Genomic DNA, 17,935 nt, shown 5'->3' on the forward strand with positions numbered 1-17,935 from the left:
AAGGCCGTCGAGAAGGCCATCAAGGGCATGATCCCCAAGAACTCCCTGGGCCGTCAGATGATCAGCAAGCTGAAGGTCTACTCGGGCGACCAGCACCCGCACGCTGCGCAGCAGCCGGTGCCGTTCGAGATCACCCAGGTCGCGCAGTAGTTCCGGCCACCCCCTAAGACAGAAAAGAATCTGAGGAGCATCGTGGCCGAGACCACTGTTGAGCAGCCGGTCGAAGAGACCGAGACCGAGCTCGTCGACATCGACAGCTACACCACCGAGTCCGAGGTCCCCGTCGAGGGCGAGTACACCTCGGAGTCGCTCGCCGGCCGCTTCGGCGACCCGCAGCCCGCCGCCGGCCTGGGCCGTCGCAAGAACGCCATCGCCCGCGTCCGGATCGTCCCGGGCACCGGCAAGTGGAAGATCAACGGTCGCACCCTTGAGGACTACTTCCCCAACAAGGTGCACCAGCAGGAAGTCAACGAGCCCTTCAAGGTGCTCGAGCTCGAGGGCCGCTACGACGTCGTCGCCCGCATCTCCGGTGGCGGTGTCTCCGGTCAGGCCGGTGCGCTCCGTCTCGGTGTCGCCCGCGCGCTGAACGAGGCCGACGTGGACAACAACCGCGGCGCCCTCAAGAAGGCCGGCTTCCTCCGTCGCGACGACCGTGCGGTCGAGCGCAAGAAGGCCGGTCTCAAGAAGGCCCGCAAGGCCCCGCAGTACAGCAAGCGTTAATCTCGCTGCCTGTTCTGCTCGTACCGGCTCGTTCCCGCGAGTCAGCAGTACGTCCGTTCGCCCCGGCGGCACGCCACAGTGCCGCCGGGGCGTTCGTTTATCACAGCCTCGGGCGTATAACGGCACAAGGCGCTCAAAGGCTCATGTGATCGGATGATCTCCGTAACTGACGCTTCCTCAGGAGGACAAGTGGGACGACTCTTCGGCACGGACGGCGTGCGCGGTGTCGCCAACGCGGATCTGACGGCCGAGCTGGCGCTCGGTCTGTCGGTCGCGGCGGCGCATGTGCTGGCCGAGGCGGGTACGTTCCAGGGCCACCGGCCGACCGCGGTGGTGGGACGGGATCCGCGCGCGTCCGGGGAGTTCCTGGAGGCCGCCGTGGTCGCGGGCCTCGCGAGCGCCGGCGTGGACGTGCTGAAGGTCGGCGTGCTGCCGACACCCGCCGTGGCGTACCTCACCGGTGTGCTCGGCGCGGACCTCGGCGTCGTGCTCTCCGCCAGCCACAACGCCATGCCCGACAACGGCATCAAGTTCCTCGCGCGCGGCGGGCACAAGCTCGACGACGCGCTGGAGGAGCGCATCGAGGCGATCTACGACGCGCACCGGCACGGTGAGCCCTGGGAGCGGCCGACCGGCGGCGGTGTCGGCCGGGTCCGCGAGTACGCCGAGGGCTTCGACAAGTACGTGGCGCATCTGATCGCCGTACTGCCGAACCGGCTCGACGGGCTGAAGATCGTCCTCGACGAGGCGCACGGCGCCGCCTCCTGGGTGTCGCCGGAGGCGTTCTCGCGGGCCGGCGCCGAGGTGATCACCATCGGCGCCCAGCCGGACGGGCTCAACATCAACGACGGGTGCGGCTCCACGCATCTGGGACCGCTGAAGGCCGCCGTCGTCGAGCACGGGGCGGACTTCGGCATCGCGCACGACGGGGACGCGGACCGGTGCCTGGCCGTCGACCACACCGGCGAGGAGGTGGACGGCGACCAGATCATGGCCGTACTCGCGCTGGCGATGAGGGACCGCTCGGCGCTGCGGTCCGACACCGTCGTCGCCACGGTCATGTCGAACCTGGGCTTCAAGCTGGCGCTGGAGCGGGAGGGGCTCCGGCTCGTCCAGACCGCCGTCGGGGACCGGTATGTGCTGGAGGAGATGAAGCAGCACGGGTACGCCCTCGGCGGCGAGCAGTCCGGGCACGTCATCATCCTGGACCACGCCACGACCGGGGACGGGACGCTGACCGGGCTGATGCTGGCGGCTCGCGTCGCGGAGAGCGGGCGGTCGCTGAAGGACCTGGCGTCCGTGATGGAGCGGCTGCCGCAGGTCCTGATCAACGTGCCCGACGTGGACCGGTCGCGGGTCTCGACGTCCGGCGAGCTGGCGGCGGCAGTGACCGAGGCCGAGCGTGAACTGGGCGCCACGGGGCGGGTGTTGCTGCGACCGTCGGGGACCGAGCCGCTGGTGCGGGTGATGGTCGAGGCGGCCGACATCGACCAGGCCCGGTCGGTGGCGGGGCGGTTGGCGGACGTGGTGAAGTCGGCGCTGGGCTGAATTGCCCGGTAGGGGCGGCGGGTTGCCGCGGTGCGCGGGCCTGCTGGTCGGTTGTGGCTGATCGCGCGGTTCCCCGCGCCCCTAAGGGCGCTTTCGCCAGAGCCACTTCTGGAAGAGCAGGGTGAGGGTGCCCGCCAGGACGATGCCCAGCAGGTTCAGCAGGAGCTGGTTCGTGGAGCCGACCGTCTGGCCCATGTCGCCGTAGGCCAGGGCCACCGCCGCGTTGGCCGCCGCCGGGATCGTGGTGACGGAGATGGCCACTCCCACCAGGGCTCCCGACTTCGCCGAGGTCAGGCTGAGGGTGCCGGCGATTCCCGCGAGGACCGCCACCACGAACGAGAAGGGGTCGGGGGCGTAGACGAAGGCGGTGTTGGGGCGGTCGCCCTCCAGGTCGGACTTGTGGAACAGGTTCAGGGCGTCCATGAACCAGGTGAAGCCGACCGTCACCACCATCGCCGCCGCGAAGCCCACCAACAGGGCGATCAGTGAGCGCACCGCCAGGCGTGGTGTGCGCTGGACGATCGCCGTACTGAAGGCCGCCAAAGGCCCGAACTCGGGACCCACCGCCATCGCGCCCACGATCAGGATCGCGTTGTCCAGCACCACACCGCAGGCCGCGATCATCGTGGCCAGGGTGATGAAGGCGAGATAGGTGATGGAGAGCGTCGACTCCTCGTGCGTCGCGTCGGTGAGGTGCTCCCAGATGACCGCGTCCACGCCTTCGCCGGGTGCGTCCTCCTCGGCCTTGTCCGCACGGTCGGAGAGGGACAGGTCGATGTTCTCGACGGCGATGGAGCCGGTCTTGTCGAGGTCCAACTTCCGCAACTCGCCGATGAGTTCGTCACCGGCCTCGCGGGCCACGTCACACATCACGACGTCACCCGCCGGGTTGCGGGCGGCGCCCGGCATGACGACGAGGTGGGTGGTGCCGACCGTGTTCTCGATCAGGCGGACCACGTCGTCGGTCTTCTCGGCCGGTGTGATCAGGCGCAGATGCAGCATGGCGCCTATTTAACAGGCGCGGGTTTCTAGAGCTTGCGGAGGCTGAGCTTGCGCACCTTGTGGTCCTGGCCCTTGCGGATGACGAGGGTGGCGCGGCCGCGGGTGGGGGCGATGTTCTCCACCAGGTTGGGCTTGTTGATGGTGCGCCAGAGGGTGCGGGCGTAGTCGACCGCCTCCTCCTCCGAGACCTGGGTGTACTTCCTGAAGTACGAGTCGGGGTTCTGGAAGGCGGTCTGCCTCAGCTTTTTGAACCGGCTGAGATACCAGCGCTCGATGTCCTCGGCGCTCGCGTCGACGTACACGCTGAAGTCGAAGTAGTCGGCGAGACCGACGCGGGTGCGGCCGTCCGTGCCGGGGAGGGCGGGCTGCAGGACGTTGAGGCCCTCGACGATCAGGATGTCGGGGCGGCGGACGGTGAGCCGCTGGTCCGGGACGATGTCGTAGATCAGGTGGGAGTAGACGGGGGCGGTGACCTCGTCCTTGCCCGCCTTGATGTCGGCGACGAAACGGGTCAGCGCACGGCGGTCGTACGACTCCGGGAAGCCCTTGCGCGACATGAGCCCGCGGGCCTCCAGCTCCCGAGTGGGGAGCAGGAAGCCGTCGGTGGTGACCAGCTCGACGCGGGGGTGCTCGGGCCAGCGGGAGAGCAGGGCCTGGAGGAGTCGGGCCACCGTCGACTTCCCCACGGCGACCGATCCCGCGACCCCTATGACGAACGGGGTGCCGGACTGGGAGCCCTGTTCGCCCAGGAAGGTGTTCAGGGCGCCTCTGAGGCCGTCCGTGGCGCCGACGTAGAGGTTCAGGAGCCGGGAGAGCGGGAGGTAGATGTCCCGCACCTCGTCGAGGTCGATGACGTCACCGAGACCGCGCAGCTTCTCGACCTCTTCGGCGTTCAGCGGGAGCGGCGTCTTCTCGCGCAGCGCACTCCACTCGGAGCGGGTGAGGTCGACGTAGGGAGTCGCCTCCGGCTTGTGCCGGTGGGCGCTCCGGGGTATCGGGGAGACCGGGGAGATCACAGTCCATTGTTAACGGAGTTTGAACGGGGTGGGGGGTGGGGTGGGTCACGTCGGGCTGTGGGGTACCTGTTTCGGCGTGGTCAGGTGAAGTCCGCGTAGGCGAGGTGGGTGGCGCAGACCCGGCAGCGGAAGAGGTACGCGGTGGGCTGGTCGTCCTTGTCGAGCGAGCCGAGGAAGTCCTCGACTTCGTCCGGCGGCCAGGTCCACTCGGCGCATCGCCGGCGGAGGTCGTCGACGGCGGCCGGGTACCTTTCGAGCTCCTTCGCTCCGGCGAGACCGAGGAATTCGGCGCCGTCGCCGCAGTGCGTGAGCCAGGTCGGGGACTGCCAAGCGAGGAACCCGGGGGTGCGTCTGAGGATGGCCGTCACGACGTCTTTCGGTACGTCCCCCTCGATGGCCTCGGTGAAGGTGGCGTCGTAGCGCTCGGCGGCCTTGCCGAAGGCGATGCAGTACGGGCAGATGCCGCTGTCCGGGGCGCCGGCGGCGTAGACGGGGCCGGTGTACACCCAGCCGCGTTCCTGTCCGCAGCACACGCAGGGGGCGTCGGAGGTGGTGACGGAGCCGGTGGCGACCGGGCTGGGGTGGTAGGGGAACCGGGGGAGGACGGGGCGTTGGCGGGGTTCCGGCCTTGGGGAGATCAGGAGCTGGATCGCGCCTCCGGTGAGAGCGGTGGGCGCGAGCACGATCACCTCCGCGCGGAGGCTTTCCGGGAGGTGTCTCCGGTCGGCCTCGCTCGTGAGGATCGTCGGGCAGCCGAGCGGCAGGACGGCGGCACCGGTGCGGCGGGCGAGTTCGGCCACGCGGTCCAGGATCTGTCCGGGAGAGAAGCGGTTGAACGTGAGGCCGAGGGCGTCACCGTAGACCTCGGATCCGCCGCCGTCCTCGGCCTGGAGGTCCCAGGAGTCCGGGAGACCGGTGGGCGGCATGCCGCCTACGGTGACGGGGCCGAGGACGGCGCGTATCGCGGTCTCGTCCATGGGGGCGGGTTGGCCGTCGGTGAAACGGCAGAGGTACAGGCTGTAACTCACGTTGCTCCTACGAATGGGGCAGGCCACGCCGAAGCCGGTTGACATCGGATTCGGCAGGGCCTGACCTGACCAGCGAGGGATCAGGGCCGAACGCCCCTTACCTCGATCATGCTCCCGTGCCCGTGTCTGTCCGGTTCTCCGACCTCGAATCCTGCCGAGGCCAAGATCTCGGACAGGGCGGTGCGCATGTGCTGGAGCACGCTGTTGTAGTGGCGGAGGACCGGAGGCGGGTCGGCGTAGTCGATTCCTCGAGCGAAGAGATCGAGGGCCGTGTCCCTAAGCTCCGAGTCCGTCGTCCAGTTCACATACACGCCGCCTTCGGTGAAAGGCGCGACATGCACACGTGCCCCAGGTCTCTTCTCCGCACCGCTGTCGAGGTCGCCCCGGTGCACCGGGAGCCCAGCCCGGGTCAGTTCCCGGCACACCTCGTCAGCCAGCGCCTCGCGCTCGGCGACGACTTCCGGAGGGGCCTTGGGAGGCAGGTCGAATTCGAGTTCAGTCATGCGCTGCTTGCTCCTCGCTTCGCTGCTTGTTCGTCGAGAGACCAGCCAGGTGTCGTCCGCCGGCTCGCCGGACGTACTGGTCGAGCAGTTCCCGCGCCGCGTCCGCGAAGTCGGGGTGGTAGGGCACCGAGTAGGTGATCGGTGTGCCCGGCTTGAGGGCGCCGGACAACATGGCTCCTTGGCATGCGGCCGGCCCCGCCGGAGCCGGTGTGGTCCGACTTCGGCGGGGCCTGAAAGGAGAGACTGTCGACGGACGTCTGGATCACGCCGGGGTCGCATCTCCATTCCACGGACACGGACGCCGAGGCGGTCTCGGCGTCGGGTTCGACATGAACCACGGCGCCCGCCCGCTCCGCCGTCGCGGTTTCCCGCTCGTGGAATGCAGGCAGGCCGGCACGTCGGAGTGCCTGGATCACCTGGTCTGCCAATGCGTTCCGGGCGTCGAGGACTTCCTGTCTGTGCCCTTCCTGTGGCGAGTCGGTGAGGGGCAGGGGGGTGGAGTGGATCGAGTTGGCTCGATTCCGTCCCTGCCGCAATATCCGGAATCGGGCACGAAGTGCCGTGTTCCGACGCCCCTCGGCCCCTAGGCTGCCGCGCATGTGCGGAATCGTGGGATACGTGGGGTCGCAGTCGGCGCTCGATGTCGTGACGGCCGGGCTGAAGCGGCTGGAGTACCGGGGGTACGACTCGGCGGGCGTCGCCGTGGCGGCGGACGGTGGGCTGGCGGCGGCGAAGAAGGCCGGGAAGCTGGTGAATCTGGAGAAGGAGCTGGTGGACCGGCCGTTGCCGGCGGGGCTCACCGGTATCGGGCACACCCGGTGGGCCACGCACGGCGGACCGACCGACGCCAACGCGCACCCTCATCTCGACAATGCCGGCCGGGTCGCGGTCGTCCACAACGGGATCATCGAGAACTTCGCCGCGCTGCGGGCCGAGCTGGAGGAGCGGGGACACGAGCTGGCCTCCGAGACCGACACCGAGGTCGTCGCCCACCTGCTGGCCGAGGAGTTCTCGGCGACGGCCGACCTCGCGGAGGCGATGCGGCTGGTGTGCCGGCGGTTGGAGGGGGCGTTCACGCTGGTCGCGGTGCACGCGGACGAGCCGGACGTGGTGGTCGGCGCCCGGCGGAACTCGCCGCTCGTCGTCGGAGTCGGTGAGGGCGAGGCGTTTCTGGCGTCCGATGTGGCGGCCTTCATCTCCCACACCCGCTCCGCGATCGAGCTCGGCCAGGACCAGGTCGTGGAGCTGCGGAGGGACGGGGTGACCGTCACCGGCTTCGACGGCCGACCCGCCGAGGTCCGCGCCTTCCACATCGACTGGGACGCCTCCGCCGCCGAGAAGGGCGGCTACGACTACTTCATGCTCAAGGAGATCGCCGAGCAGCCGAAGGCGGTCGCCGACACGCTGCTCGGCCGTATCGACGCGGCCGGATCCCTCACGCTGGACGAGGTACGGATCTCCGACGCCGAGCTGCGCGAGGTGGACAAGGTCGTCATCGTGGCCTGCGGTACGGCCTTCCACGCGGGCATGATCGCCAAGTACGCCATCGAGCACTGGACCCGTATCCCCTGCGAGGTGGAGCTGGCGAGCGAGTTCCGCTATCGGGACCCGATCCTCGGCCCGCGCTCCCTCGTGATCGCGATCTCCCAGTCCGGGGAGACCATGGACACCCTCATGGCGCTACGGCACGCCCGTGAGCAGGGTTCCAGGGTGCTGGCGATCTGCAACACCAACGGGTCGACGATCCCCCGGGAGTCGGACGCGGTGCTGTACACGCACGCGGGGCCCGAGGTCGCCGTGGCGTCGACGAAGGCGTTCCTGACGCAGCTCGTGGCGTGCTACCTGGTCGCGCTGTACCTGGGGCAGGTGCGGGGGACCAAGTGGGGCGACGAGATCTCCGCCGTCGTCCGGGACCTGTCGCGGATCTCCGGTGAGGTCGAGCGGGTGCTGGAGACGATGGAGCCGGTGCGGGCGCTGGCGCGGTCGCTGGCCGACAAGGACACCGTGCTGTTCCTCGGGCGGCACGTCGGGTATCCGGTGGCGCTGGAAGGCGCACTGAAGCTCAAGGAACTCGCCTACATGCATGCCGAGGGCTTCGCGGCCGGGGAGTTGAAGCACGGGCCGATCGCGCTCATCGAGGAGGACCTTCCGGTGGTGGTGGTCGTGCCCTCGCCCCGAGGGCGGTCGGTGATCCACGACAAGATCGTGTCCAACATCCAGGAGATCAGGGCCCGGGGAGCGCGGACCATCGTGATCGCGGAGGAGGGGGACGAGGCGGTGGTGCCGTACGCCGATCACCTGATCCGGATTCCGGCCACGCCGACCCTGCTGCAGCCGCTGGTGGCGACCGTGCCGCTGCAGGTGTTCGCCTGCGAGCTGGCCACGGCCCGGGGCAACGAGGTGGACCAGCCGAGGAACCTGGCGAAGTCGGTCACCGTGGAGTAGTCGGTCACCGTGGAGTCATCGGTCACTGGGGAGTAGTCGGCTTCCCGGTCCGGTACAGGTTGCGGGCGGCGTGGATCAGCCAGAACTCCAGCACGCATCCGGCGATCACGGGCAATCTGATCGCGGGTTCCTGGATTCCGTTGACGAGGATGGCGCCGAGGAGCACGGGCCACAGCGTCGCCAGCGCGGTCACGAGGACGAAGTGGCCCGACACCCGCCCGGCCACCCTCGCCCCCCGGCCTTCGGTCTGCTTGGACTCGTCCGCCGGAGTCCGCGCGGCGGGGGCCGTCCGTTCACCCGGCTGAGGTATCTCCTCCGCCGGGCGGGCCGGAAGGGGGACGACCACGGCGGCCGGAACCGCCTTGTCCAGTACGGCGATCCGCTCGGCCGTGACGTCCCCGAACAGGGTCGGCTCCACGGCCACGCCGAAGCCGTCGAGGCCGGTCAGGCACCGGGCCCCGTCGGGGCGGGTGGTCATCGCGGCGCAGGCGTCGTACCGCACGGTGACCAGGCCACCCGGCGTCGACAGCGTCACGCCCGCCGCCCCGATGATCAGCGTGACGTCGTCGTCCTCCAGGGACGGGTGCAGGGTGCCGGAGACCCCGGACGCCGAGAAGTGCGGGGCGCGGGTGAGGCCCGCCCAGTCGGCGCTCTCGGTCGGTATCTGGAGCAGCCCGCCGTCCCACGCCTCGCGGGCGACCTCGCGCAGGTCGGCGACGCCGACCGCCTCGAGTTGGGCCCGGTACTGCGCGGGAGCCAGGATCCGGTGGCCGGTCAGCAGGCTGAGCGCGTACGACGGCAGCAGTGCCGCACCGAGGTCGGGGGTGTCGTAGGGCTTGAGCAACTTCCCGCGCGCGGAGTCCAGTTCGGCCTGCTCGACACGGCCGGCGCGCAGCCGGGCGAAGGCGTCGACGAACCCGCCGACCGCGGCGTCCTGCTTGTGCGGGAGCGCGTCGGCGTACGCGGTGAGGGTGGCGAAGTCGGGGTCGCGCGGGGAGTAGTCGGCCTCCGCCGAGTACGAGTAGCCGCCCTTCTGACGCAGGTCCTGGAAGAGGGCACGGCCCAGCACCTCGGCGAAGACGGCGGCCGCGGTGGAGCGGCGCAGGACGGAGGTGAAGACGAGGTGGCCGTCCTCGCCGCGGAAGTACGCCGGCGTGACGGGGAGCGCGCTGGTCGCGGCCGGGGTCGGGAAGCGGCGGCCGGCGGGCAGGGTGAGGTCGAGGCCGTCCGGTACGCGGTCCGCGGTGAGGAACAGCACGGCGTTGGCCCGGGTGAAGCGGGTCTCGGCCCAGTGGCGCGCCTGGTCGGCCGTCAGGCTCCGGGTGCCGAGTTCGTCGTAGCCGGACAGGCCGTAGCCCTGGGCGCCGTAACGCCAGGGCGGCATCCGGGACATGGGACCCTTCCCGCGGCTGCCCGCCTCCGTGCGCAGGATCTCCTTCTCGGTCTCCAGCCGGTCCATCGGGAGGTCGCGCAGGGCCGCGCAGACGCTGTTGAGGTACGTGACGACCTCCTCCTCGTCGCCGGTGACGTGGAAGAGGGTGTACGTGTCCGTGGTGGCGCCGTTGTAGTGCAGGTCGGACAGGCCCAGGCGGTGCAGGGCGAGGTGCTCCACGAGATGCGTGATGCCGGAGGTGGGCAGGGTCTCGTCGGCGTGGCCCACCCGGAAGGTGAGACCGGCGGTGATCGGGCCGGGGCGTGGGGCGAAGAGGGTGGGGATGTGGTGGACGGTGGTGTGACGGACGAGGCCGTCGAGGGCGTCCAGTTCTGGGGCGGCCGAGTGCTCGTGCGTGGTCATGTCGGGTGTCGCCTTCCTCAGCGCGTCGCCGACGCGGCGGTGCGGTACTCCGTGAACCGGGTCTTCCAGTCGGGCAGGTTCCGCCAGACGGACTCGGACACGGTGTCGCCCAGGGCGGCGAAGTGCCGGGCGGCGTCGCCGAGATGGCCGCCGAGGGAGAAGGCCAGGGCGAAGGTGCTGTGGCCGGCGGTCCAGTGCCAGTCGCGGCGGTGGTCGGGGTGCAGGACGGACGCGCGGGCGGCGCGGCGTAGTTCGTCGCGGACCGATACGTCCCGCAGGTACTCGGTGGCCTCGGCGGTGTCCTGGTGGTCCGCCCAGTGCTCGATGTGGGCCTCGGCGACCAGGACGCCCGCGTGCGAACCGTCCGGCGCGGCGTCCGCGCACTGCTGGGCGAAGCCGTGCGCGGCCTCCCACGAACCGCCCCACTTGGGGCACAGCTGTTGCAGCAGCTGCGACTGCGCGCGGGAGTGGTGCGGGTGGTGCTCCGTGAGCCGGTCGTAGCGCCGCCGGGCCTCGGACTGCCCCAGCGCCAGCCCACGGGCGGTCGCCAGCCGGGCGGTCCAGGCCGGGACGTACGCCGGCTGCTCCGCACACACCTCGATCAGCAGCCGCTCCGCCTTGCGCAGCCAGTCGCGGGACAGCTCGGCCTGGTCCCACGAGAGGTCCTCGGCGAGGCCGCGGCCGCGAGCCCGCCGGCCGAGGTGCATGTACCGCTCGGCGAGGAGGGTGCGGGGGAGTGGGTCGGCGGGCTCTGCTTTCGCCGCCTTCTCCAGGTACCACTCGGTTCGGTCGACCTCGGCGAGGAGCGCCGCCGCGAAGGAGACGTCGACGGGGGAGGAGATCTCCTCGAAGAACGCCCGCGTGGCCACCCAGTCCCCGTCCCACGCGGCGGAGCGGAGCGGTGCGAGTTCGGGCACCGCGTCGAACGGGTCGGTGATCGGTGGTGCGGTCCCGCCGACAGCACTTTCGCCCATACGACGGTCCCCCTGGCCTGGTCGATACGCGGTGCTGCGCAGGCTAGCAGGAGGGGTTACGCGGGGTTACTGAGTTGTGGGGGTGGTCTTGAGGGCGGTGAGGAAGGCCGTGAAGGCGGGGGTGGGGAGGGTGAGGGTGGCTCGGGTGGGGGCTTTGGAGTCGCGGATGGACACGTGGGCGGGGGAGTTGGCTATCTCGACGCATTCGTTGCCGTCGCCGCCGCCGGAGTGGGACGACTTCCGCCAGTTGTCCATGGGGTGCCTCACAGCTCTTTCGCCAGCCGGTTGATGAAGTCGCGCGACTGTGCGGGGCCGAGTGATACGGCTTCCACTTTACGGAACCGCGTTCGAAAGGCGGTGAGTTGAGCCTCGGAGTCGATGAAGGCGGAGCCATGTGGCACGTCGCGCACCACGGTGTCCAGTTTGGGGAGGGGGCCGCCGACGTACGTCATGGTGCTGGCGGCTGAGGCGAAGCCGTCCAGGTCGAAGGGGATGACGCGGATGGTGATGTTGTTCCCCGGTAAGCACCAGAACCGCCCCGACCAGACCCGGACCCGCCCCCCCTGCCCTCCTGGCGAACGAACTTGCTCACCAGTGACAGAAGGTGGTGGTGCGTTCAGATGTGCTGCTCGGGAGGGAAGCCGGTCCAGCGCAGTTCGGTCGGCAGGTGCCGCATGTCGTTGGAGACGAGGACGGAGGCGGCTCGGCCGGGCGGGTATCGGATGACCGTGAGCGCCGCGTTCGCGTGGTTGAGGCCGAGCCAGCGCCACTTCGGGGCGTACATGGCGTCCCGGACGAGCCAGGCGACGAGGAAGTTGTGGGTGACGACCAACTCGTGGCGGTCCTTCTCGCCGTCCACCGGTCCGGTGAACAAGTCGAGTGCCTGACGCGCCAGCACGGCGCCCTGCTCCCGTTCCTCGTCGGTGGTGTCGGCGAGGAAGCGGAGGTAGAAGTCCGCTGCTTCGGGCGGGAGTTCGTCCTTCTGGGGGACGTAGGGCACGTAGTCCCCCGCGACTTCCGCAGTGAGTAGGGGAAGGTCCTTCAGTTGGTCGTGGATCAGGCGGGCTGTCTGTGCCGCACGCGGCAGCGGGCCGTGGTGAACGGCCGTAAGGGGGATGTCCCGAAGACGTCGGCCGAGCAGTGTGGCCTGTTGTCGGCCCGCCGGGGTCAGCCCGCTCTCGTCCGGCAATGCCTCGCCGTGCCGGGCGAGATAGAGGTAACGGGCGGCTGTGCCGGTCATCGCAGGCTCCTCTGTGGGCGATCTTCTGGACCTCTGTATACCTGGCGTGATCACGGTCACTTTGACCTGGGGAAAGAGGGCGAGACCCTTGTGAGCTGCGTAAAGGCCGCATAAAACTCTCTTCGCTCTTGGCTCCTGATCGTGGGAGGTCCCGTGCGTCCGGCACGTCCGCCTGGTGTCGTTGCCGTCCTCGGGCTGGCCACAGTTCTCACCGTCCTGTCCGTGGGCGGTTGCTCGGCCGATCCCCAGGATGTGGACGGTTCGCCGACGAGCTCGGAGTCCTCGACGGCGGATGCACTCAAGGGCAAGGCCTCGGCGTCCCCTTCCCCGAGCGCTTCACCCTCCGCGTCTCCCACGCCTTCGACGGCAACCCCGTCCGCCAAGTCCACGCCGGCGCGGCGGGCCCGGACTTCCTCATCTCAAGTGGGCGGGTCAGGCGGATCAACCCGTGCCGGTGGTTCCGGTACGGCAGGCAGTGGTTCGGGTGGCGGCTCCGGCACCGTTCCCCAGAACCCCCACCGCGGCCAGAATCCTCCGCCCGCGCCGCCCCGGCCGTCCCCCACTCCGGAACGGACTTCGGGCGCCTGGCAGCGCGGCGACCCGGTCGAGACGACCGCTCCAGTGATGACGCCCGGGCAGGGCTGACCTGCGAGGGGAACGTTTCGGCGCTGCTCGAAAGAGTGAACGTACTCCGCGTTTCCGGATGGGCCGGTCGGTGATCGATCTACCTTGCGCACATGGTCACATCAGCTCACGAGGGCATGCACCGGATCTTCCAGGAGCGGCCCGAAATTCTGGGGTCCGTGTTCGAGGTGCTGGGTGTCCCGTTGTCGGCGAAGGCGACCGTGGACGCCATCACCACCGACGTGACGGAGACCCGGCCGCTGGAGCGGCGTGTGGACACCGTGTTGCGCATCGGCCCGTCCGACGGAGAGGACTTTCTGCTGGCCATCGAGTCGCAGTCGGGCAAGGTCGCGGGCAAGGAGGCAAGTTGGGCGTACTACGTCGCCTACCTCCAGGCGAAGTTCCGGCTGCCCGTGTTGCTGCTCGTGGTCTGTCAGGACGGCCCCACGGCCAAGTGGGCGGCCGGTCCCTTCGACTGCGGCACGCGCGGCTGGACGGCGCTGCGGGTGTATCCGCTGGTGGCAGGGCCTGACAACCTGCCGGTGATCACGGATGCCAGGACCGCGGCGAAGAACCTCGCACTGGCCGTGCTCTCCGCCCTGGCACACGCCCGCAACCCCGACTGCGACGCCATACTGGAGGCGATCAGCAGCGCCCTTCAGGAACTCCGGGAGACCGATCCCGACACCGCCGAGTACTTCTTCGACTTCCTGGAAGTCACCCTGGGCAAGACCCCAGCCGGAGAGAAATGGAATCGGATCATGTCGTTCGTCAGCTACTTCCCCGGGCGGGGGACGGTTCGGGAGACGGCCTATCTGGAAGGCAAGACGGAGGGGAGGGCGGAAGGTGAGGCCAAGGGGATCCTGTCCGTGCTGGAGGTGCGCGGCATCCCCGTGTCCGACAGTGTGCGCGACCGCATCACCAGCTGTACCGATCTCGACCGCATGGACACCTGGCTGGAGCGTTCCCGCACGGTCGAGCGGGCCGAGGACCTGTTCGACGACGACGGAAGTGCCGACAAGCCGATCTCGTGACCGGCGCCGGGCGGATCGTAGAGTGCCCGGATGAGCATCATCGGGGTCGGTATCGACGTAGCCGAGATCGAGCGGTTCGCGGCGTCGCTGGAGCGTACGCCCGGCCTGGCCCAACGGCTCTTCCGGGACGACGAGTTGCTGCTGCCCGGCGGGGAGCGGCGAGGAGTCGCCTCGCTGGCGGCGCGGTTCGCCGCGAAAGAGGCCCTGGCGAAGGCGCTCGGGGCCCCCGCGGGCCTGCACTGGACGGACGCCGAGGTCTACGTCGAGGACAGCGGCCGGCCGCGGCTGCGGGTGACCGGGACGGTCGCGGCGCGGGCGGCGGAACTCGGGGTGCGGTCCTGGCACGTGTCGCTCAGTCATGACGCGGGGGTGGCGTCGGCGGTGGTGATCGCGGAGGGGTGAGGTGACGAACGGGCACGGGGCGGCGAGGGTCTGCTCAGGTCGCGTTGTCGTGCCGGGCGCGAGCGCCCGTGCTCAGGCGGCCTGGTCCCACTCCGCGTAGACCTCCTCGTCGGTCTGTGGGTCGTCGTCACCGCCGCCGCTCAAGACGTACTTCTCGCGGGCTCGCAGCACGGCCCAGAGCAGGGCGGAGGCGGCCGTGACGTACCAGGGAAGCGGCCACAGGGTCGGCCACCAGGAGGCGCGCGGAGCGACGGCGAGGCCGACGGCGGCCGTGGCCATGCCGGCGCCGAGGGCCCAGCACAGCAGGCGCCCGGCCCAGCGGACGGCCAGGGCGAGGGGCCAGACGGATCTGTCCTGATCGGTCATCGCGGGAAGGTCCTCCACGGGGTGGGCGACGGCCGCGGAGGTGGCGGCGCGCGCCGAACGCCCTCAGTGTGCGTTTTGTGAAGGGCCGTGCACAGGGGGGTTTTGTGGCGGACGCGATATCTGAGTCATCCTCAGATTTGGGCATATGTCAAAAAGTGCCTGATCGTGGCTGGCAAGCGCTTCCTCCGTGCCTGCGGAACGGTGTCGAATTTGGCCGGAAGTGATCGTCTTGGATCGATGAATGAATGTCTCATCGTGAGCGACGACAAGGCGAGGTTCTCGATGGTCGAGTTGATGGCTCGCGGTGCGTCCGGTCTGCCGTTGCCCGGCTGGTTGGGGTCGTCGTCGTGGTGGTCCTCCTGGGGCTCGTCGCCTACGGCATCTCTCGCAAGAGGCGGGGCTGAGAGCGACGCCGGAGCTGGATTCGTCCCTGGCCCTTCGGGCAGTCGAACTCCATGACCAGTACGAGGAATCGGCTGTCCCTGACCGGTGGCGGAACGCATGTGCCCGGGGGGTACGAGTGGCTGGTGCTCGCCGTGTTCCTGGTGTCCGTCGCGCTGGTGCTCTACGTCGCCACCCGGCACAGGCGGTGAGGACGGCGGTGCCGGTGAGCGGCGCGGTCCTGGGGTGGACGGCCGACGGGAAGTACTCACCTGTCGGGAACGGGCAGGACGCACTCGTGTTCGTCGTGGTTTTCGCCGTGATCATCGCCGCGCTCTGTGTCGCCTTTCGTAAGGGACGGTAGGTGGCCGGCTCTTCGCGCTTCGCGGCGGTTCTGCGGCAGACTCGATCTCATGCGTACTGCGTACAACGTGGAGACGGTCAGGGCCGCCGAGCGGGAGCTGATGGCACGGCTTCCGGAGGGCACGCTGATGCAGCGGGCGGCTGCCGGACTCGCCGCCGCCTGCGCGGACCTGCTGGGGCGGGTGTACGGCCGTCGGGTCGTGCTGCTCGTCGGGAGCGGGGACAACGGCGGTGACGCCCTCTATGCGGGTGCGCGGCTCGCGCGGCGCGGTGCCGGGGTCGCCGCCGTGCTGCTCGCGCCCGAGCGGGCCCACTCCGCCGGGCTGGCCGCGCTGCGGCGGGCCGGGGGGCGGGCCGCGGGGGTCGACGGCGCCGAACGGCTCATCGAGCAGGCCGACCTCCTCCTCGACGGCATCGTCGGGATCGGCGGCAAGGGCGGGCTCCGCCCCGACGCGGCCCGGCTGGCCGAGGTCGCCGAGCGGTCCCGTGCCGTCGTCGTCGCCGTGGATCTGCCCAGCGGGGTCGACGCGGACACCGGTGAGGTGCGCGGGGCGGCCGTGCGGGCCGACCTGACCGTCACGTTCGGGACGCACAAGCCGGGGTTGCTGATCGATCCCGCGCGGGAGTACGCCGGGTCGGTGCGGCTCGTCGACATCGGGCTCGCGCTCCCGGAGGAGGCCGAAGTGGAGGCCCTCCAACACGCCGACGTACGGCGGCTGTTGCCCGTGCCGGCCGGGGAGAGCGACAAGTACCGGCGCGGCGTCGTCGGGATCGCCGCCGGGTCCGCGCGGTATCCGGGGGCCGCCGTGCTCGCCGTGTACGGGGCACTGCGGGGCGGCGCCGGGGCCGTGCGGTACGTCGGGCCCGCTGGGGACGCCGTGCTCGCCCGCTTCCCCGAGACGCTCGTCTCCGACCGGGGGCCGAAGCAGGCCGGGCGGGTGCAGGCGTGGGTCGTGGGACCGGGGGCCGGGGACGACGCCTCGGCCGTCGCGGAGGTGCTGGCCTCGGACGTGCCGGTGCTCGTCGACGCGGACGGGCTGCGGCTGGCCGGCCGGGACGCCGTACGCGCGCGTACCGCACCGACCCTCATGACTCCGCACGCCGGAGAGGCGGCCGCGCTCCTCGGGGTGGCGCGCGAGGAGGTCGAGGGGGCCCGGCTGGCCTCGGCGCGGGAACTCGCCGGGCGTTACGGCGCGACCGTGCTGCTCAAGGGCTCGACCACCCTGGTCGCCGACGCGGTCGGCGGGGCCGTACGCGTGAACCCGACCGGGACGGCCTGGCTGGCCACCGCAGGCAGCGGGGACGTCCTGTCCGGACTCGCGGGGTCCCTGCTGGCGTCGGGGCTGAGCGCCCTGGACGCCGGCAGCGTGGGCGCGTACCTGCACGGGCTGGCCGGACGGTTCGCGGCCGACGGGGCCCCAGTGGGTGCCCACGACGTGGCGGAGGCGGTACCGGCGGCCTGGCGGGACGTCACGGACGCGTGACCCTGGGCCATTTGGCCCGGCAAACGGGCGAGTCACTGCGAACTACTACCTGATGGGACCAATACCGGTCGGTCGAATATGCGGAGCCGAAAGAGCGATGTTTCGCTGGCCGCATGGATGAGCCAATAATACGAGGCACCACCCGGCGTGAATTGCTGGGAGGAGCGGCAGTCGTTCTGGGGAGTCCCGTTCTCGGTTTCCGCGGGGACAGCCCCGAACCGTTAGAGGAAGAGCACGACGGGAACTGCGGCAGCGACTACGACGCGGAATACGAGGAGCTCCTCGAGTCCGCCGAGGACGTCGAGGTCAGCGACCGCTCCCTCGCAGCGGCCAAGTGGACTCGCCCCATCCGGAAGCGGGCCAGAGTGACCATGCGCTACCGGGTGCGGGGAAACTGGCTGGCCGGATACCACACCGGAGTGGATCTTGCGGTGGCCAAGGGAACCCCGGTTTACGCGGTGGGCACCGGCGTCGTCGTCCTGGCCAGCTGGTCGGGATCGTACGGAAAGGCCGTGACGATCAAGATGAGCGATTCCCGGTACGTGCTGTACGCCCATCTCTCGCGCATCTCGGTCGCGCGCGGCGCCAAGGTCAGGGCGGGCACCCGCATCGGGAGCAGCGGCGCCACCGGCCGCGCCACCGGCCCGCACCTGCACTTCGAGGTGCGCTCCCGCCGCCCGTACGGCTATGACATCGACCCGGTGAAGTACCTGGCCCGGCACGGTCTGATCCTCTGACTCACGGGTAAGTCAGGCATAGGTAACGCATAACGCACGCGTGACCGTGCGTCCCGGGACGTGCTCATCGGCCGTGTCAGTCGCCTCTGAGACACTGGGGGCGCCATGAACGAGACAGCAACCGCCCCGACCGCACCGCTGCGCGCCCGCGCCGAGATCGACCTGGCCGCGCTGCGGGCCAATGTGCGGGCCCTGCGCGCCCGCGCGTCGGGCGCCGCCGTCATGGCCGTGGTCAAGTCCGACGCCTACGGCCACGGCGCGGTGCCCTGTGCC

General features: G+C 70.3%; 20 protein-coding genes and 1 pseudogene. 10 read left to right on the plus strand and 11 right to left on the minus strand.

What is annotated here, in order from left to right; all coding sequences use genetic code 11:
* The 3 genes from ACFVYN_RS26905 to glmM all read left to right on the plus strand — a co-directional run.
* The coding region (locus tag ACFVYN_RS26905; RefSeq protein ID WP_390002642.1) for an uL13 family ribosomal protein at positions 1–150 on the plus strand (150 nt) is incomplete at its 5' end.
* A gap of 42 nt (positions 151–192) precedes the next feature.
* Entirely contained in the window at positions 193–720 is a 528-nt protein-coding gene (rpsI, locus tag ACFVYN_RS26910; protein ID WP_352389220.1) for a 30S ribosomal protein S9, read from the plus strand.
* Positions 721–909: 189 nt separating this feature from the next.
* Positions 910–2,268: a phosphoglucosamine mutase gene (gene glmM, locus ACFVYN_RS26915; RefSeq protein WP_390002603.1), complete on the plus strand. Its 1,359-nt coding sequence runs from the start codon at positions 910–912 to the stop codon at positions 2,266–2,268.
* An 81-nt stretch (positions 2,269–2,349) separates the two neighbouring features.
* On the opposite strand, the gene ACFVYN_RS26920 is transcribed toward glmM, so the two are convergent.
* The 5 genes from ACFVYN_RS26920 to ACFVYN_RS26940 all read right to left on the minus strand — a co-directional run bounded on the left by ACFVYN_RS26920 (position 2,350) and on the right by ACFVYN_RS26940 (position 5,989).
* On the minus strand, positions 2,350–3,270 hold the full coding sequence (locus ACFVYN_RS26920) for a DUF389 domain-containing protein (RefSeq protein WP_390002605.1): 921 nt from the start codon (positions 3,268–3,270) through the stop codon (positions 2,350–2,352).
* Positions 3,271–3,296: 26 nt separating this feature from the next.
* Positions 3,297–4,286, minus strand: coding sequence for a type I pantothenate kinase (gene coaA, locus ACFVYN_RS26925; RefSeq protein WP_390002607.1), 990 nt, complete (start codon positions 4,284–4,286; stop codon positions 3,297–3,299).
* Between the two features lie 80 nt (positions 4,287–4,366).
* Positions 4,367–5,314, minus strand: coding sequence for a CbrC family protein (locus tag ACFVYN_RS26930; RefSeq protein ID WP_390002609.1), 948 nt, complete (start codon positions 5,312–5,314; stop codon positions 4,367–4,369).
* Between the two features lie 80 nt (positions 5,315–5,394).
* On the minus strand, positions 5,395–5,817 hold the full coding sequence (locus ACFVYN_RS26935) for a hypothetical protein (protein ID WP_390002612.1): 423 nt from the start codon (positions 5,815–5,817) through the stop codon (positions 5,395–5,397).
* Positions 5,810–5,989, minus strand: a complete 180-nt coding sequence (locus tag ACFVYN_RS26940) for a hypothetical protein (protein ID WP_390002615.1) — start codon at positions 5,987–5,989, stop codon at positions 5,810–5,812. The genes ACFVYN_RS26935 and ACFVYN_RS26940 overlap by 8 nt, the downstream gene beginning before the upstream one ends.
* Positions 5,990–6,414: 425 nt before the next feature.
* On the opposite strand from ACFVYN_RS26940, the gene glmS reads away from it, so the two are divergent.
* The gene (glmS, locus tag ACFVYN_RS26945) at positions 6,415–8,262 is read left to right on the plus strand and encodes a glutamine--fructose-6-phosphate transaminase (isomerizing) (protein ID WP_390002618.1); all 1,848 of its coding nucleotides are present in this window, start codon (positions 6,415–6,417) and stop codon (positions 8,260–8,262) included.
* Positions 8,263–8,284: 22 nt separating this feature from the next.
* Here glmS and ACFVYN_RS26950 read toward each other — a convergent pair whose 3' ends face one another.
* The 5 genes and pseudogenes from ACFVYN_RS26950 to ACFVYN_RS26970 form a co-directional block, all read right to left on the minus strand.
* The gene (locus ACFVYN_RS26950) at positions 8,285–10,057 is read right to left on the minus strand and encodes a M16 family metallopeptidase (protein WP_390002620.1); all 1,773 of its coding nucleotides are present in this window, start codon (positions 10,055–10,057) and stop codon (positions 8,285–8,287) included.
* 17 nt (positions 10,058–10,074) lie between these two features.
* Positions 10,075–11,031, minus strand: coding sequence for a hypothetical protein (locus ACFVYN_RS26955; protein ID WP_390002622.1), 957 nt, complete (start codon positions 11,029–11,031; stop codon positions 10,075–10,077).
* A gap of 66 nt (positions 11,032–11,097) precedes the next feature.
* Positions 11,098–11,286 (minus strand): DUF397 domain-containing protein, encoded by a 189-nt coding sequence (locus ACFVYN_RS26960; protein WP_390002624.1) that lies wholly within the window; start codon positions 11,284–11,286, stop codon positions 11,098–11,100.
* Between the two features lie 8 nt (positions 11,287–11,294).
* Positions 11,295–11,546, minus strand: a pseudogene (locus tag ACFVYN_RS26965) (Scr1 family TA system antitoxin-like transcriptional regulator); the annotation flags it as partial.
* Positions 11,547–11,647: 101 nt separating this feature from the next.
* Positions 11,648–12,271, minus strand: a complete 624-nt coding sequence (locus tag ACFVYN_RS26970; protein WP_390002625.1) for a histidine phosphatase family protein — start codon at positions 12,269–12,271, stop codon at positions 11,648–11,650.
* A 737-nt stretch (positions 12,272–13,008) separates the two neighbouring features.
* On the opposite strand from ACFVYN_RS26970, the gene ACFVYN_RS26975 reads away from it, so the two are divergent.
* Together ACFVYN_RS26975 and ACFVYN_RS26980 are read left to right on the plus strand one after the other, a co-directional pair.
* Positions 13,009–13,929, plus strand: coding sequence for a hypothetical protein (locus ACFVYN_RS26975; RefSeq protein WP_390002626.1), 921 nt, complete (start codon positions 13,009–13,011; stop codon positions 13,927–13,929).
* A gap of 30 nt (positions 13,930–13,959) precedes the next feature.
* Complete coding sequence (locus tag ACFVYN_RS26980; protein ID WP_390002629.1) at positions 13,960–14,331, plus strand: holo-ACP synthase; 372 nt, start codon at positions 13,960–13,962, stop codon at positions 14,329–14,331.
* A gap of 72 nt (positions 14,332–14,403) precedes the next feature.
* Here the strand turns inward: ACFVYN_RS26980 and ACFVYN_RS26985 are convergent, their stop codons facing one another.
* On the minus strand, positions 14,404–14,697 hold the full coding sequence (locus ACFVYN_RS26985) for a hypothetical protein (protein ID WP_390002632.1): 294 nt from the start codon (positions 14,695–14,697) through the stop codon (positions 14,404–14,406).
* A gap of 455 nt (positions 14,698–15,152) precedes the next feature.
* Between ACFVYN_RS26985 and ACFVYN_RS26990 the strand changes: the two genes are divergently transcribed.
* From ACFVYN_RS26990 to ACFVYN_RS27005, 4 genes are all read left to right on the plus strand, one after another.
* Positions 15,153–15,290: a hypothetical protein gene (locus ACFVYN_RS26990; RefSeq protein ID WP_390002634.1), complete on the plus strand. Its 138-nt coding sequence runs from the start codon at positions 15,153–15,155 to the stop codon at positions 15,288–15,290.
* A 201-nt stretch (positions 15,291–15,491) separates the two neighbouring features.
* The gene (locus tag ACFVYN_RS26995) at positions 15,492–16,925 is read left to right on the plus strand and encodes an NAD(P)H-hydrate dehydratase (protein ID WP_390002636.1); all 1,434 of its coding nucleotides are present in this window, start codon (positions 15,492–15,494) and stop codon (positions 16,923–16,925) included.
* A 113-nt stretch (positions 16,926–17,038) separates the two neighbouring features.
* Positions 17,039–17,662, plus strand: coding sequence for a M23 family metallopeptidase (locus ACFVYN_RS27000; protein WP_390002638.1), 624 nt, complete (start codon positions 17,039–17,041; stop codon positions 17,660–17,662).
* A 105-nt stretch (positions 17,663–17,767) separates the two neighbouring features.
* The coding region (locus tag ACFVYN_RS27005) for an alanine racemase (protein WP_390002643.1) at positions 17,768–17,935 on the plus strand (168 nt) is incomplete at its 3' end.

The sequence above is a fragment of the Streptomyces sp. NPDC058307 genome (assembly GCF_042880295.1).
In the GTDB taxonomy this organism is placed as follows: domain Bacteria; phylum Actinomycetota; class Actinomycetes; order Streptomycetales; family Streptomycetaceae; genus Streptomyces.